Origin of the sequence: Roseimicrobium gellanilyticum, assembly GCF_003315205.1 — a bacterium.
Taxonomy (GTDB): domain Bacteria; phylum Verrucomicrobiota; class Verrucomicrobiia; order Verrucomicrobiales; family Verrucomicrobiaceae; genus Roseimicrobium; species Roseimicrobium gellanilyticum.
Window position 1 is genome coordinate 140359 of record NZ_QNRR01000003.1, and the last position, 14437, is coordinate 154795.

14 protein-coding genes are annotated in these 14437 nt (G+C 58.9%); 10 read left to right on the forward strand and 4 right to left on the reverse strand.

What is annotated here, in order from left to right; all coding sequences use genetic code 11:
- The first annotated feature begins 76 nt into the window (after positions 1–76).
- Positions 77–346, forward strand: a complete 270-nt coding sequence (locus DES53_RS10575; protein WP_113958236.1) for a hypothetical protein — start codon at positions 77–79, stop codon at positions 344–346.
- Between the two features lie 34 nt (positions 347–380).
- On the opposite strand, the gene rimO is transcribed toward DES53_RS10575, so the two are convergent.
- Complete coding sequence (gene rimO / locus DES53_RS10580; RefSeq protein WP_113958237.1) at positions 381–1754, reverse strand: 30S ribosomal protein S12 methylthiotransferase RimO; 1374 nt, start codon at positions 1752–1754, stop codon at positions 381–383.
- A 133-nt stretch (positions 1755–1887) separates the two neighbouring features.
- Here rimO and DES53_RS10585 point away from each other — a divergent pair, with 133 nt between their 5' ends.
- The 4 genes from DES53_RS10585 to DES53_RS10600 all read left to right on the forward strand — a co-directional run bounded on the left by DES53_RS10585 (position 1888) and on the right by DES53_RS10600 (position 6592).
- On the forward strand, positions 1888–3204 hold the full coding sequence (locus tag DES53_RS10585; protein ID WP_147263332.1) for a hypothetical protein: 1317 nt from the start codon (positions 1888–1890) through the stop codon (positions 3202–3204).
- A 73-nt stretch (positions 3205–3277) separates the two neighbouring features.
- Positions 3278–4645, forward strand: a complete 1368-nt coding sequence (locus DES53_RS10590; RefSeq protein ID WP_113958239.1) for a hypothetical protein — start codon at positions 3278–3280, stop codon at positions 4643–4645.
- On the forward strand, positions 4638–5999 hold the full coding sequence (locus DES53_RS10595; RefSeq protein WP_113958240.1) for a hypothetical protein: 1362 nt from the start codon (positions 4638–4640) through the stop codon (positions 5997–5999). The genes DES53_RS10590 and DES53_RS10595 overlap by 8 nt, the downstream gene beginning before the upstream one ends.
- Positions 6000–6103: 104 nt before the next feature.
- Complete coding sequence (locus DES53_RS10600) at positions 6104–6592, forward strand: GNAT family N-acetyltransferase (RefSeq protein WP_113958241.1); 489 nt, start codon at positions 6104–6106, stop codon at positions 6590–6592.
- Between the two features lie 24 nt (positions 6593–6616).
- Here the strand turns inward: DES53_RS10600 and DES53_RS10605 are convergent, their stop codons facing one another.
- A complete protein-coding gene (locus DES53_RS10605) occupies positions 6617–6988 on the reverse strand; it encodes a hypothetical protein (protein ID WP_113958242.1) in 372 nt (123 codons plus the stop codon).
- Between the two features lie 143 nt (positions 6989–7131).
- Between DES53_RS10605 and DES53_RS10610 the strand changes: the two genes are divergently transcribed.
- From DES53_RS10610 to DES53_RS10625, 4 genes are read left to right on the forward strand one after another with little or no spacing between them, the layout of a single operon-like run.
- On the forward strand, positions 7132–7590 hold the full coding sequence (locus DES53_RS10610) for a GNAT family N-acetyltransferase (RefSeq protein WP_113958243.1): 459 nt from the start codon (positions 7132–7134) through the stop codon (positions 7588–7590).
- 15 nt (positions 7591–7605) lie between these two features.
- Positions 7606–7938, forward strand: coding sequence for an antibiotic biosynthesis monooxygenase family protein (locus DES53_RS10615; protein WP_113958244.1), 333 nt, complete (start codon positions 7606–7608; stop codon positions 7936–7938).
- A gap of 50 nt (positions 7939–7988) precedes the next feature.
- Positions 7989–8585: a HEAT repeat domain-containing protein gene (locus DES53_RS10620; RefSeq protein ID WP_113958245.1), complete on the forward strand. Its 597-nt coding sequence runs from the start codon at positions 7989–7991 to the stop codon at positions 8583–8585.
- Positions 8586–8611: 26 nt separating this feature from the next.
- Positions 8612–10951 (forward strand): CehA/McbA family metallohydrolase, encoded by a 2340-nt coding sequence (locus DES53_RS10625; protein ID WP_113958246.1) that lies wholly within the window; start codon positions 8612–8614, stop codon positions 10949–10951.
- Positions 10952–11059: 108 nt separating this feature from the next.
- Here the strand turns inward: DES53_RS10625 and DES53_RS10630 are convergent, their stop codons facing one another.
- Entirely contained in the window at positions 11060–11989 is a 930-nt protein-coding gene (locus DES53_RS10630; protein ID WP_113958247.1) for a lipase family protein, read from the reverse strand.
- A gap of 132 nt (positions 11990–12121) precedes the next feature.
- On the reverse strand, positions 12122–13135 hold the full coding sequence (locus tag DES53_RS10635; protein WP_147263333.1) for a glycoside hydrolase family 18 protein: 1014 nt from the start codon (positions 13133–13135) through the stop codon (positions 12122–12124).
- A 193-nt stretch (positions 13136–13328) separates the two neighbouring features.
- On the opposite strand from DES53_RS10635, the gene DES53_RS10640 reads away from it, so the two are divergent.
- Positions 13329–14393, forward strand: coding sequence for a hypothetical protein (locus DES53_RS10640; RefSeq protein ID WP_113958249.1), 1065 nt, complete (start codon positions 13329–13331; stop codon positions 14391–14393).
- The last annotated feature ends 44 nt before the right edge of the window (positions 14394–14437 follow it).

The following is a 14437-nucleotide window of genomic DNA, read 5'->3' on the forward strand; positions in this document are numbered from 1 at the left end:
CACACCAAGATCGCCAACCAAGCCAAGGTCGTTGTGACACACCTCGCAAACCACCGCAATTCTGCAATCTTGGTGAATGGGACTGGAGTATAAAATCGAGACGTATGATAGGGCCCGCACGGAGTGGCAAAAGCTCCTGCAACATCGCCAAGAGTTCCTCTACGAAGAGGAAGGGACATACCATTTGGGCTTGTCCCGCGAGCACCTGTTCATCTCGGTGAAGGAGGAGGCTGAATACATCTACCTCTGCCAGCATGTTGCCTGTACCGAGAGCGATGCCCTCATGGGATTGCTAATCAGACGACTGCTTTCACTCAACGACCACCTTGTGATCTCTGAGTTGTGAGGTAGGACGTAGCTTCAGAATAGGCTCCGTCAACCTATCGCTTCGCCACGAGGTCGTAGCCACGCCAGTCCTGGATCGTCACCTCCGCGAACTCGCCCACGGGCAGTGTAGGATCCACGAAGACGGTGCCGTCGATGTCTGGGGCATCCATGAACGTGCGGGCTTCACCGGGCTTCTCCACGAGCACGCGGACTGTCTTGCCCACCATGCCGGCGTTGAACTCTTCCGCCCGATGCTGCAGGGCGCGCATGGCTTCATTCCAGCGACGCTGGCGCGTGCTGTGGTGGATGTGCCCTTCCATCTTGTAGGCGCGAGTGCCTTCTTCCTTGGAGTAGTTGAAGACGCCGGCGCGCTCGAACTTGAATTCGTCAATGAACTCCACAAGCTCTTCGAAATCCGCCTCGGTCTCCCCGGGGAAGCCGACAATGAAGGTGGTGCGGATGGCCAGGCCGGGGATGCCGGCACGCATGCGTTTCACGAGGTCGCGGATGTAGTTTCCATCCGTCTCACGCTTCATGAGAGTGAGCATGTGGTCGCTGATGTGCTGCAGCGGGATGTCCACGTAACGGGCCACCTTGGGGCTCTCTGCGACGGCCTGGATGAGTTCATCACTCCAATGCGCGGGGTGGGTGTAGAGCAGGCGGATCCAGAAGTCGCCTTCGATCGCGTTGAGCGCACGGATGAGGGTGGAGAGGCTTTCACCACGAGTGCTGTCCACTCCGCTGCGCGGGTTCGGCCGCTGGCCCTCCCACTTGTCCATGCCAAAGTAAGTGGTGTCCTGGGAGATGAGGTTGATTTCCTTCACCCCGCTCTTCACGAGGGCTTCCACTTCCTTCACCACGCTGTCCTGGGTGCGGCTGCGGTGGCGGCCACGAATCTTTGGGATGATGCAAAAGCTGCAGGGGTGATTGCACCCTTCCGCGATCTTCACATACGCAGAGTGCTTCGGCGTGAGGCGGAAGCGGGGCGTGTCATAGTCCGGAATCCACTGGGGCTTCTCCGTGACGTGGTTCTCGGGAGCCTCGTCTTCGGCGCGCTTCTTGCCCAAGAGACCCTCGATGACGGGAGCCACTTTCGTGAGCTGGTCCAGGCCGATGAAGGCATCCACCTCGGGCATGAGGTTCGGAAGTTCCTGGGAGAAGCGCTGGGCCATGCAGCCGGCCACGATGATCTTCTGCTTCGCACGCTTTTTGCCCCCCTCAGCACGGCCGTCCACGGCCTCATGCACACTGGAGATGCTCTCCTTCTTCGCCATGTCGATGAAGGAGCAGGTGTTGATGATGAGTACATCCGCAAGATCGGGCTCCGGAGTCATGGCCATGCCCGCCTGCTGGAGGTGGCCGATCATGATTTCCGAATCAATGAGGTTCTTGGCACAGCCAAGGGAGACGAGTCCGACTTTGATCATGGGGGGCGGAGTCTAGCACGGATTGGGGAATGCGAAAGGAATTCGTGGTGGGAGGGCTAAGGGTCGTGCAAGATGCCTTCCCAAAGCAAAGAGATCTCGACGCATCGAGGTGGCTCGGCAAACAATCGACCGCGTGTCCGCCGAGCCTCCCCCACCCGAGTCTTCCGAAAAGAAGCATCGCGGCCATTTCAGGCTCATCGCTGGCGGGGTAGTGCTCGTGTTGCTCGGAGCGTTGACTTATTTCTTCTTCGTGGACGCTTCGCCGCCGGAGGATGCTGATCTCCAGCCCATACTGACGGAGGGAGGCGGTTCGCGGAATCCACTGGTCGTTTTCATTGAAGAGGTTGGTGCCTATGACACAAACCAATACTCCCGAGTTCCGCTTGCGCTGGACCAACCCAAGGTAGAGGAAAAGCAGGTTCTGGAGGACGTCATCGCAAAAAACGCCTTTGTTTTTCCCGCCTTCGAGAAGCTGTTGGTCACTGACAGGGCCTTGTGGCGATGGCCAGGTGACCGTGGGACAAGCCTTCCACTGCCGGACCATTTGACCCTATGCGAGGAAATCGCCAAGGTGGCGTTGTGGACCAAACTGGAGCTCTTGCTGCGCACAGGCGAGCATCAGCAGGCCGCCTGGCTGGCGGTTCGCATGCACAAATTCGCCCAGGGTCTTCTGAAGGCAGAGGGCAGCCATGTTTATTACGAGCAGGTGCCAGAAATTGAGAAGGCCGCAAGACTGGGGCTGATTTATGCCCTGCGTGGGGAGAACTCCGCAGAATTCCTGCGGCAGGTGCAGGAAGCGCTGACCGGGGAGGAGGCACAGAGCGCCGACCTTATCCAAATGCTCAAGTGCGACTACAGATTGTTCCAAGCCATGACCCAGGCAATCCAGCGTGAGGAACATTTTCCGATAGTCTTTGGAAAGAACCGGACAAATCAAAGGCTGTGGTACCAACCTCAGCGCACTCTTTGGCTGGATCTGAACCTCCGTCGACTTGTCCTTGCCAACTTGGAGAGTGACTGGAGCAAGGCCCAAACGCTGGCTGATGCTGCGATGACGACCTTTGAAACGCGGAGGGCGAAACGATGGCACCCTTTGATGAGTCCCAATGCTCTGGGTCAGGAACTGTGGAGCACCCAAATGGCGGCGTATGTGGAATGTCTGGTGAGGGACACCGCATGCCAAATCAGCACACACCGGATGTTGCTCGCTTCCATCGCTGTTCGCCGATATGAGCTAACCCACAATGTCCTGCCTAAGAGCTTGCAGGAGCTGACACCGGAGTTCCTGCCGGCGGTACCGGTGGATCCGATGAACCTTGCGCCCATCCAGTGGAATCTGGCGAAACGTGAACTGCTCGCGAGGGGGCTCCGTCGCCCGGACTGTCCTGCCGTCGTCAGAAGCACCGACGATGACGACATCGTCTTTCCCCTTTGGTGGAAGTCACCGTAACCGCGGAAGAGCGCACGTGTGCAAACAGTTCTCGACGTCTCCCGCCGCTTCAGGCAGAAATCGGTCTCCCCATATGCACGAAACCTCCCCGACATCCGATGACCTTGAGAAGAATCACCGCCGCCTTCCGTGGCTGGCGCTGGGCGGCATCGCGTTGGTACTACTGGTGCCTCTCATCTGGTTGGTTGGGTTTTACGATATTCCGAAACCCGATGACTCACGCATGATTCCGCAATGGTCGGAGAGGGATCCGACAACCAATCCGCTAATCGTGTTCTGTGATGAAATTCAGAGGTCCGCCGCCAAGAAATACTCCGACCTCCCGCGGGATATGACGGCGAGGCTCGATGCGGGTGATGTCCAGCCCGCCAGGGAGTTTCTTGCCAAACAATCAGATACTCTCGCTGCGTTTGATAAGATCAGGCACACCGACTCCACCACATGGCTCTGGCCAGATGGAGAAGCCATGACATCTCCGCACTATGCCGCGGACTACCTGTCCACCTGCAACGTCGTCGTCAAGGTGGTGCTCCTAAAAGCAAAGTTGCTGGCCCGCGAAGGAAAGGAAGATGAGGCCATGCGTCTCTGCCTGGATGTCGCAAAGCTGGGAGCGGGGATGCAACGCGCGGAGGGTTGTCCCGTTCATCTGATGGTGGCCAACGGCATTCAAGCGATGGGGGAGAACCATTGCATCACCCTTGCGACATCCCAGACATTCACACGGTCGCAGATTCTGCAGACACTCCGCGAACTGTCCACCATGGAGGGTCCGCGTCGCGAGGACCTGAGCTTCGCCATGCAAGCCGACTACCAAATGTTTCTGCATTACCTGGAGCTGTTTGAACAAGCGAAGGGCACCAGCGGGATCACGGGGGCACCCAAACGAATGCCGAAGTTTCTCCTCAAGCGGCATCGCACCATCAACATGCGGCTGGACCGGGATCTTCCCATTCGAGAAGGGCTCGACCGAGGATGGCGGGAGGGTCTAAAAGCAGGTCTCCTAGCGGATGCAGCCTTTGAGGAGCTTGCCGCCAAGAGGAGGTCCATCGGATTCTTCCTGGATTCCAATTTTGTCGGGAAAATATGCATCGTGCTTTGCTCAACACCGATGCGTGCGACTTTCCGGAGCAACATGAATGCCTGCGCCGCCCAGGAGCAACGCAGGGTGCTCCTTGCCCTCCGCCTCTATGAAATGGATCAGGGTGGACTCCCTGCATCTCTGGAGGCTCTTGTGCCTACTTACCTTCCCGAGATGCCTGAAGACATCTACTCCGGCAAGCCGATGCTTTGGAATGCGAATGACAAGGTCGTCTATTCCACCGGGGAAAATGGCATCGACGACGGAGGCAGAATCAACGAAGCACAACCCCGCAAAGGGCTTGATGTGGGCAGGGCCTATCCCTGGGCCAATGCACCATTAACTTCACCTGCACATGAGTGAGGCTGCCTCCAAGGCAATGTCTGGCGAAATGGACGGCAAACACCACCGCCGTCCCCTGCTCATCCTGGGTGGTCTGGTGTTTCTACTGCTAGGAGTGCTGGCGTATGTGATCCTGTATCATGATGGCCCACCGCCGGATGATGCGCATCTCATCCCGACGTGGTCCGAGCGGGGGAGCAATGCCAATCCGCTGGCGGTCTTCTGCAAGACGCTCGTGGGGAGTTCCATCAAGGACTGGGAGAAGCTGAAATCTGAGAAGAGAGACCTCGATGAAAAGTCCACTCCAGAGGCACGGACGTTCTTGGCTACACACACAGCAGAGGTCGCGGCATTCGAAACGCTGATGCAAACGGATCCCGCCACGTGGCAGTGGCCGGATGCTGAAGGCACGGGCATGTATGAAAACCCTTTCACTGGCCGAGGGGCCACTGAGATTCAGGCATTGTCCCTTGTCCTGCGTTCCAAGGCCCTGCAGCTCCATGAAGATGGCAGGACGGAAGAAGCCGTGGCCTTGAGTCTGCAACTCGCGCGCATGGCGGATGGTCTCTACGGGGCGGAAGGAGCTAGCCTCCACCTGCTTACAGCACACAGCACCCAGTGGGGTGCCCAGGCCACCTTGCTGAAGGTAGGGAAAGCGGATGGAGTTCCACCCGCGATGCTGCGAGAGGTCTTGCAGCAACTGGGCACACTGAAAGGCCCCTCAACAGAGCAATTCAAGAAGGCCCTGAAAGTCGACTACGCCTACCTCAAGGATGGCATCGGAAAATTTTCATCGCGGGAACTGAGGGGTATTGGAAATCTGCCCCAGCACTTCGAATTTCTCGCACCGTGGTTTTTCAAGTCAAATCAGACACTCACCTTGCGCGTCCAACTGGATACCCCCGTGCTGACCGCGCTCGATCACGGTTGGAGTTCCATGTTCTCCGCCATCGAAGCCAGGGAGAAAAGTACCGAGGCCTTGTATGAAGCTGAACAATGGAAGTTCTTCATCTATCCCAATTTTGTGGGTCGTTCTGCATGGCTTCACGAGTTGACCCTTCCAAGGATGCGATCCCGATGGAATCAGCACAACGAACTCCGACTGCTGCTGGCCCTCCGATTGCATGAGTTGGAGCACGGCTCCCTCCCTGACACGCTCGGCGCCTTGGTGCCGTCTTATCTTCCCGCTGTGCCTACTGACATCTTCTCCGGAACACCTTTCCTCTGGAATGCCAAGCTACAGGTACTCTACACCGTGGGGAAAAATGGCAAGGATGATGGCGGGACCATCGATGAGGAACGCGCTGAACGAGGCTTGGATTGGGGAGTGAAGTATCCATGGAGTCCGGCAAGCAGCAAACCCGCAGCTCCATAAGAAGCTCTTCGCCGCTTGTGGTTAGCCGCGCACCCGTGGGAGCACTTTTTCGATGCCGATGAGCAAGAACTAAGGCACTCTGACCTTCTTCCTCTCGCCCGCCCATGCCCACCATCCGCCCTGCTACGCCGGCTGACCTGCCAGCCATCAATGCCATTTACAACCACTACGTGCTGCACTCCACGTGTACGTATCAAACGGAGCCGAGCACAGCGGAGGAGCGACAGGAGTGGTTCCAGCAGCATGGGGAGAAGCATCCCGTCATCGTGGCCGAGGAAGGTGGGCAGGTGATTGGCTGGGGCTCACTGAGCAGGTTTCACCCCCGCGCGGCGTATGGGCACAGTGTGGAGGATTCCGTGTATCTGCATCACGAGTGGCTGGGTCGGGGACTGGGCAGCCTGCTTCTGGAGGAACTGCTGCGCCTGGCGAAGGAACTCGGGCATCACACCGTGCTGGGTGGCATTGATGCGGATCAAACGGGAAGCGTCGCGCTGCATGCGAAATTCGGCTTCGTGACGGTGTCGCATTTGAAGGAAGTGGGTTTCAAGCAAGGGCGATGGCTGGATGTGATCTGGATGCAGAAGATGCTGTAGGCGCTGGGAGCATTCCCCTCCTGCTCATGATGACTCCGCCTCCTCCAGGCTGCCCCTGAGGTACCGGACCAGCTTCACGGTCCCAGACACGATGAATGCTGGCGCCGCCAGAAAGGAAGAAAAGCTCACCATCCCCCAGAGGAAAGCTCCCACACCAGGAGCATGGTCGGCCATCATGGCGTGCATGGCATTCACCGAAATGGCCATGATCACCCCGGGAATGAATGCCAGCAGCATGACGTAGCGCGTGGCAATGAGGCTGACAATCAGCGGCGCGGCGACCGAGCAACCAAGGACCATCTGGGCAATCTCGCTGCCGGTGATGGCGGAGGACGTCAATGGTGTGAGTCCGAGCCCAAGCCCCACCGCAGCGGCAATCCAGTCCCTTCGTTTCATGCAAGGGCCGAGGCACGCAGCAGTCGTGCCATGAGCGCCCTCGGGAAAGGGTCTCCTCGGGCGTGGGCAACGGGTCGGCCTCTCCGATGGGGCGAGCTGAATTGTTCCGTGCGGCTGGAAACCATGCTATCCTTGCCCCGCCCATGGCCGCTGACCTCACCGACCTTGTCATCCGCGAGCTGACTGTGGACGAGTTTCCGCAGATCCTACCACTCATTGAGCAACATAATTCGAAGCTGGATCCGGGCGAGCTGCGACGACGGCTCGAATCCATGATTCCCCACGGCTACCGCTGCATCGCCGCCTTCATGGGGGGCCGCATGGTCGGCGTGGCGGGCTACTGGGTCAGCGCCCGCTTCTACTGCGGGGAGTACATGGATGTGGACAATGTCTTTGTACTGCCCGAGCTCCGCTCCCACGGCATTGGCTGGCGCATGATGGACTGGCTCCACGAGAAAGCCCAGGAACTGCGCTGCAAGGTGGTGATGCTGGACTCCTACACCACCTACGTAGATGCGCACCGCTTCTACCTGCGCATGGGCTATGAAATCCTGGGATATCATTTCATCAAACGTCTGCCCGAATCCCCGCAGCCCGCGTAGTTCCTAGTACACACCATGAGCGCCGTCGCGAAGACTCCCGAGCCCCCCTACTACGCTGTCATCTTCACCAGCGATCGCACCGAAGGGGACCGTGGCTACGCCCGCATGGCCGAGCGCATGGTGGAGCTGGCCCGTGAGCAGCACGGATTTCTCGGCGTGGAGAGCGTGCGCGCCGCGGATGGCGTGGGCATCACCGTGAGCTACTGGGAAAGCGAGGAAGCCATCCGCCACTGGAAGGCGAATGCAGAGCACCTGGCCGCCCAGCGCGGCGGCCAGACCACGTGGTACGCGGACTACTTCCTCAGGGTGGCGAAGGTGGAGCGGCAATATGGGAAGCCTGCCCCTTGATTTCACACGCGGCCTGCTTCTTTTGCACACTGCCTGCTCTCCCTTTGCCAATGCGATACACTTACGATCCTGCGGACCTCCAAGAACTGCTCTCCCGAGTGGGCAGTTCGGACGACGATGCGCACTACCATGCGCTCAGTGTCCTGCAGGAGCACGCAGAGCAGACGCGCGGTCCCTTGATCGCCCTGCTGAAGGAGTCCCCCTCCGAATTCCAGCGCTCACGCTGTGTGACGGCTCTCACGGGCATGGATCACCCGGAAGTAGAAAAGGCCCTGCTACACGCACTTCAGCATGACTCCTCCAGCATCGTTCGCGACGTGGCGGTGACGGGACTGCGAGGAATCGAGGACAAGGAGACGGTGCCCATCTTCATCGATGCACTCAGTGATCGCAGTGAGATTGTGCGCCGCTGGTGCGCGGACATCTTGGGGCGACTCGGCGATGAGCGGGCTGTCCCCCGGCTGAAGGAGGCCCTGCAGCACAAGGACGAGTGGCTGGCCTTCCGCGCGGCGGAGTCCTTGCGCCAATGGAATGTGCCTGAGGCCCGCACCACGCTGGAGCATCTGCGCGATGAGGCACTCGAGTCCTCCGTGCGCACCTGTGCAAAGCAAGCACTCTGGGAGTGGGACCATGGGAAGGTGAAATAAGCTGCCATGGCGGTCGTAAAGTCCGCATGCGCGCGCGTTTCCTCTTCCTGGTGTGCTGGCATGCTCTCGTGTGGTTCCACGTTTCCCGTGCGGAGATTCCGGTCATCGCCACTGAACCGCAGCCCTTCCTTGCGGCAACCCGGCAGGTCGTGGAGACCGCGGCGTTCCTGGGTTCCCCCTTCACGACGGAGGAAACTGCGGCGCTGCAGCAATGCATCCAGCAAAACGATGCCGCTGCCGTTGAGAAGGCGCAGCGTATCCTGGATGCACGCGTGCTGTTTCTTGTGACCATCAATCCGGAGCAGCGAGTGAAGGTCAGCGCGACGCAAGCGCTGCCCAAGCTGGATGAGGCGGGCTGGCACCAATACCTCGTGAAGGTGGTGAATGAAGCGGGCACGACCGCAGCACTGAAGGTGAGCAGCCCGGAAGCCGGGCAGGTATTCTTCCGGCACTACCCACAGCCGGGCAGGGCGGATCCACCGCCACCCTCCCCTCCCCTTTCGGCACGCTGGCTGGATGTGCAGATGTGGGACGCGCCGCCCATGCGCCCGACCTTGAGCGGGCTGAATGTGGAGTACCGCATGATCGGTCTCTACAGTCGGGATGCCGGCAAGCGCGATGCGAAATTTCACTTTGATGTGGGTCAGGGCACTCAAGATCTCGGCTTCCGTGGGGAGACGAATGTGCTCTTCGACTGCCTGCCCGCCCATGAGGTGACGCTACGAGTGAAGGATGAGAACGGCGAGCCTTGTATGGCAGCCTTCACGTTCACAGATGCTGCGGGACGAGTATACCCCTCACAGTTCAAAAGGCTCGCTCCGGACTTCGGTTTCCAGCAACAGATCTATCGTGAGGACGGCGAGAAGGTGAAGCTGCCCCATGGGGCGTATCACATCACCTTCCAGCGCGGACCAGAGTCTTTGCCGGAGAAGCGGGAGGTCACGATCAACGCGGAAACGAAGGAGCTCGCCTTCCAGGTGAAGCGCTGGATCGATCCTGCAAAGCAAGGCTGGTGGAGTGGAGATCATCACATCCATGCCGCCGGCTGCGCCCACTACACCAGCCCCACCGAAGGGGTGCACGCGCCGGACATGGCACGACATTGCCAGGGGGAAGACTTGAAAATTGGCGCGAACCTCACGTGGGGTCCCTGCTTCGACTACCAGAAGCAGTTCTTCAGCGGGAAGGAAGACAAGACCTCGCAGTATCCCTTTCTCCTGCGCTATGACATTGAGGTTAGCGGCTTCGGTTCGCACAAGAGCGGCCACCTCTGTCTGCTGCGTCTGAAGGATCAGATGTACCCCGGCGGCGACTCCAGCAAGCACTGGCCCACGCTTGGCCTGAACACACTCCGCTGGGCTCAGAAACAGGGCGCGGTGTGCGGACCTGCGCACTCTGCCACGGGGCTGGCGGTGGATTCCAATGAATTGCCGAACTATGTCATTCCACCTTTTGATGGCATCGGCGCGAATGAGTACATCGTGGATGTGACCCATGAGGTCGAGGGGCCCGATGGCAAGCCAGTGCCTGCGGTCGACTTCATGTCCACCGTGGATACGGCGCCGCTGTGGGAGCTAAACATCTGGTACCACACCCTGAACGCCGGCTTCCGCACCCGCATCAGTGGAGAGACGGACTTCCCCTGCATCTATGGCGAGCGTGTCGGCATGGGTCGCAGCTATGCAAAGGTGGATGGCCGCCTGACCTACGATGCGTGGTGCGATGCGATCGAAAAGGGGCGCTGTTATGTGAGCGATGGATTCAGCCACCTCATGGAATTCACCGCGAATGGAGTGCCGCTGGGCGAACAGAGCAGCGAGGTGCATCTGCCGAAGCCAGGCAAGGTGACGCTGAAGGCGCAGGTAGCCTCTTTGCTCTCCGAGCTGCCGCGGCCTGAGTTCCGTGGGCAGAAAGCACCGCCCGGCTCAGAGAATCAGAAAAGCTGGGGAAGGAATTTCGACGCCTTCTACCGCAGACCCTACTGGCATGTGGAGCGAGCGCGTATTGGGGACACACGTGAAGTGCCCGTGGAGGTGATTGTAAATGGCTACCCTGTCGCGAAGAGGATACTCAAGGCGGATGGCACGGTGAATGATCTTTCCTTCGACGTGGAGATTCCTCACAGCAGTTGGGTGGCCCTGCGGATCCTGCCCAGCGCACACACGAATCCCATCTTTGTGATGGTGGACAAGAAACCCATTCGTGCGAGCAAGCGCAGCGTGGACTGGTGCCTGAAGTGTGTGGACCAATGCTGGACCTCGAAGGAGCCCACCTATGATGATGACGAGAAAGAAGATGCGCGTGCCGCCTATGAACATGCGCGCACGGTGTACAAGAAGCGGCTGGCGGAGTGCGCGGCGGAGTGAGCAGGTGATTTCGTAGAAGGCGCCACAAAGGAACGCCCATGAATGCGACCTTGAGCGGCGCGGCGGCTGGGAGGATGGCTCACGCTTTGGTACACGAAACCGTTGTTTCTACAGCCGCATCTGCATGGCGTAGTAAAGTGGGGAGTGGTTGTAAAAAGCGCTGGGACTCAAGGACCACAACAAGCCATGGCGGAAGATGCCGGTGGCAGTGACAAAGGCCTTGAGCTGAGCCTCGACAAAATTCCCAGCCTCAGTCCGCAGGTCGGGACTGAGGTGAATTTTCCCAGAGCTGTCAATCAGCACAAACTCTCCGACATGCTTGTAGAGTCCCACGTCAACCTGGGGTGGAACAAAGCAGCTGTACATGGGCACCCTTGTAACAATGTCATCTTGATGCACCACACGAAAGGTGGGCACGCGATAGCCTGCGTGAAAGCCAGCGTCACCAACTCGTGGCGACCCGAAAGTGTAAACTCCTTTCACATGTCCCAAGCGAGCAGCCGCAAGTGTCGCGAGTGCCGCACCCAAGCTATGACCAGTCATCCAAATGGGACGCTTCGGGTCATCCCTCTGCAGCGACATAATCGAGTCAAGGAGAGGCTCCCAAATCTCACCCAGAGCATCCTTGAACCCGAGATGGACAAAGCCTCCGTGGGAGGATTCCGCCAGCGCGAATCTGAGGTCGGTAATCCAGTCTGCGATGACGTTTTTGAACTCTTCCGAGGAGAACCGTTTGGCCACCCGGGTCCCCCTGAAACTCACGATGGTCACATCTCTACTGGAGGCGATGTACGCTTGGGTACGATGGCCGTTTAAAGTCGTAACCTCAGCAAAGCCGGCCTTGCGATACACTTCATGCACGACTGACTCTTCAGAGTATGCCAGCAGAGAGGCATCTGCCAGCCAGGAGGCGTTCACTTCGCTGTATGAGGTCGCGTCTGCATCAAAAGGATGGACCTCACGAGTCCTGAAGAAGTCGAAGGAATCGCATGGCGGGAAGAGGGCGTCTTCGGTAGGAGGAGGCAATTTGTCTGGCATGGGGTGACGCGCTCAGAAGATTCGGACCAGCTCAACTCCGTGACGACTGTTCCAGCAGTGCCGCACATCATTATCAAGACCCTGGGCGCAGGTCAATGGAGAGAGAATGACCCGAGCGCGCAGGGCAACTTTTCAGTGTGCCTTCAGGAAATGCTCCTTGAGGTACTGCCACTCATCATCGGAGGTCTCCCACTCTGAATAGATAGCAATGCCCTGATAACTCGAAGGAAGTCCGGCATCTTCCAGGCCCCGGTGAATGCCCTTCAAGGCATTCGGGATATTCTCCACCTTCGGGTTGTGATATCCCACCCCTGCATCGTGGTAGGCGGGTACCCCCAGCAGCACCTCGGCTCCTTCACTCCACTGGAGCACCTCGCTCGTCCAGCCGCGCATCAGGTGTTGGTAGGCTTTTCCATAGTCCTGACCAGCATCATACATCATCACCGCCATCTGATCGCAGCGGCGGCTGACTTCACGGAAGTAGCTCTCATCCCAATGAATTTCCGGAAAAGGATGCCACCGGGTGGGCGGAGGATAGGCGGCCACGGAGAGCACCTTGGTCGCGGGCATGGCCGCGCGCACCTCCTCCAGCAGTAGAAGAAACTCCGGAGTGCCCACGGGCAGCGGCTCCACATTCACCTGGACTCCGGCGAGGCGGGGATGATCTGCCACGAGCTTGGAGATGCTTTGAGCAAAGCCTTTTCGCCAACCGGGGTTGGCCATTCTCACACTGCTGTCTTTCACCCCGCCCACCCAGGGGATCACCCGGAAGTCACCGAATGCATCCAGAAACGTCTCCACATGAACAGGACTAACCCCGGCAATCTCCCCTTTGTAGTCAGTGGGGCATAGATGCGGGAACACATCCTTGATGCCATGCGCCTTGAGCTTTGACGCCAGTGCCTTCACGGAGTCTGGACTGCGATAGCGGGCCATTTCCGATTGCTTGCCGTTATCAACGAACCACGAGTCGGCCCCGAGCCATCCGTGCGCCAGCCAGATGCCATTCGCGCCGCGGTCATGTCTTCCATCCTTCACCTCCAGCCCTGGTTGCCAGACCGCATAGCCAATCGCTCCCAGCGCACATACCGCAAGTACTCCCATCACGATGCGGAGAAGCGAGGCCAGCAGTGGTTTGGTCTTCATCAGGTTCAACGTCATTCGTGCGTGCGCACATCCAATCAGAAGCACCTTGCGTGGGGAAGGCAAAAACCGCCGCACTCGCAGGAGCCAATCACCATCATCGCCCTCACGAACCTCGAAACTAGCCGGCTCCCGCGTGCGTTCTTGCTTCATGAACTCCCCGGCATCGCGATTCGCACGTCTCACGGCGGCACTCATGCTCACCTGCAATGCCTGGAGCCAAACGCCGCCCCAGACCACCGTCACCATCCAGGGCGAGGATTTCCACATCAATGGCAAACCCACCTATGAAGGGCAAACCTGGAAGGGACATCGCATCGAAGGCCTGCTGATGAACTCGCGCATGGTACAGGGGACCTTCGACGACTTGAATCCCGAGACCGTCTCCATGTGGGCATATCCTGACACCGGGAAATGGGATGCAGAGCGCAACGTGCGGGAATTCATCGCGGCCATGCCGGAGTGGCGTGCACATGGCATGCTCTCTTTCACGCTCAATCTTCAAGGAGGCTCACCACAGGGCTACTCCAGCAAGCAGCCCTGGCACAACTCCGCCTTCGAGAGCGATGGCAGTCTGCGTCCCGATTTCATGACTCGCACGGAGCGCATCCTGCGCAGGGCGGATGAACTGGGCATGGTCGTCATCCTGGGGTACTACTACTTCGGCCAAGATGAACGGCTGAAGGACGAGGATGCGGTGAAGCAAGGCGTGGACAACGCCACGCAATGGGTGCTGGAGAAAGGATTTCTAAACGTGCTCATCGAGGTGAACAATGAGTGCAACGTGAACAAGTACGATCACGACATCCTCAAAGCAGACCGTGTGCACGAACTGATTGAGCGTGTCAAAACCCACACCAAGGACGGTCGTCGCCTCCTGGTGGGCACCTCCTACGGTGGTGGCACGGTGCCGAAGCCGAACGTGGTGAGGGTCTCCGACTTTCTCCTGATGCACGGCAATGGGGTGAAGAAGCCGGAACGCATTGCGGAGATGGTGCGGCTGGCACGCAAGGTGGAGGGATGGCGGCCCATGCCCATCCTCTTCAATGAAGATGACCACTTCGACTTTGAGAAGCCTGCGAACAACTTCGTCTCCGCAGTGAGCGAGCATGCGAGCTGGGGCTACTTCGATTTCCGCACCAATGCGAAAAGCAAGGACATCTCCAAGGGCTACCAGAGTGTGCCAGTGGACTGGGGCATCTCCAGCGAACGGAAGCAGGGCTTCTTCAATTTGATGAAGGAGATGACGGGCGGGAAGTGAGCGTTGGTGGAAAGTTCTTGTAGGCGTGCACCGTTCTCCAGCGC

What these genes read in the sequence shown, in the direction of transcription:
- DES53_RS10615 (WP_113958244.1), top strand. Translation starts at nt 7,606, where the DNA reads ATGAGCGCCGTCGCGAAGACTCCCGAGCCCCCCTACTACGCTGTCATC.
- DES53_RS10575 (WP_113958236.1), top strand. Translation starts at nt 77, where the DNA reads ATGGGACTGGAGTATAAAATCGAGACGTATGATAGGGCCCGCACGGAG.
- DES53_RS10590 (WP_113958239.1), top strand. Translation starts at nt 3,278, where the DNA reads ATGCACGAAACCTCCCCGACATCCGATGACCTTGAGAAGAATCACCGC.
- DES53_RS10620 (WP_113958245.1), top strand. Translation starts at nt 7,989, where the DNA reads ATGCGATACACTTACGATCCTGCGGACCTCCAAGAACTGCTCTCCCGA.
- DES53_RS10640 (WP_113958249.1), top strand. Translation starts at nt 13,329, where the DNA reads ATGCTCACCTGCAATGCCTGGAGCCAAACGCCGCCCCAGACCACCGTC.
- DES53_RS10605 (WP_113958242.1), bottom strand. Translation starts at nt 6,988, where the DNA reads ATGAAACGAAGGGACTGGATTGCCGCTGCGGTGGGGCTTGGGCTCGGA.
- rimO (WP_113958237.1), bottom strand. Translation starts at nt 1,754, where the DNA reads ATGATCAAAGTCGGACTCGTCTCCCTTGGCTGTGCCAAGAACCTCATT.
- DES53_RS10600 (WP_113958241.1), top strand. Translation starts at nt 6,104, where the DNA reads ATGCCCACCATCCGCCCTGCTACGCCGGCTGACCTGCCAGCCATCAAT.
- DES53_RS10595 (WP_113958240.1), top strand. Translation starts at nt 4,638, where the DNA reads ATGAGTGAGGCTGCCTCCAAGGCAATGTCTGGCGAAATGGACGGCAAA.
- DES53_RS10625 (WP_113958246.1), top strand. Translation starts at nt 8,612, where the DNA reads ATGCGCGCGCGTTTCCTCTTCCTGGTGTGCTGGCATGCTCTCGTGTGG.
- DES53_RS10635 (WP_147263333.1), bottom strand. Translation starts at nt 13,135, where the DNA reads ATGAAGACCAAACCACTGCTGGCCTCGCTTCTCCGCATCGTGATGGGA.
- DES53_RS10630 (WP_113958247.1), bottom strand. Translation starts at nt 11,989, where the DNA reads ATGCCAGACAAATTGCCTCCTCCTACCGAAGACGCCCTCTTCCCGCCA.
- DES53_RS10610 (WP_113958243.1), top strand. Translation starts at nt 7,132, where the DNA reads ATGGCCGCTGACCTCACCGACCTTGTCATCCGCGAGCTGACTGTGGAC.